The following is a 333-nucleotide window of genomic DNA, read 5'->3' on the forward strand; positions in this document are numbered from 1 at the left end:
TCTTAACTCATCCGAAAGTGACCGTTGCACAGAAGCAAGCTTTTATCAAAGAAAGCTTTAAAGGCTTAAGCGACGTGAGCTTAAATGCACTTCTTATGTTAATTGACCGTAAACGAACAGATATCCTTGTTCCAATGGTAAATAAATATAAAGAATTAGCTTACGAGGCTCAAGATATGGCTGAAGCGATCGTGTATTCGACTAAGCCATTAACTGAGAAAGAGCAAGATCATATCGCAAAGGTATTTGCGAAAAAGGCAAAGAAGTCAAAGCTTGAATTAAAAAACATCGTTGATTCAGAGTTAATCGGCGGAATTAAGATCCGTATTGGGG

At 37.8% G+C, this 333-nt stretch carries 1 protein-coding gene; it reads left to right on the forward strand.

The window, feature by feature from the left end:
- A partial coding sequence (atpH, locus tag KH400_RS23310) for an ATP synthase F1 subunit delta (protein ID WP_217228697.1) occupies nt 1–333 on the forward strand: 333 nt, incomplete at both ends.

It is taken from the genome of Desertibacillus haloalkaliphilus, from assembly GCF_019039105.1.
Classification (GTDB): Bacteria; Bacillota; Bacilli; order Bacillales; family KJ1-10-99; genus Desertibacillus; species Desertibacillus haloalkaliphilus.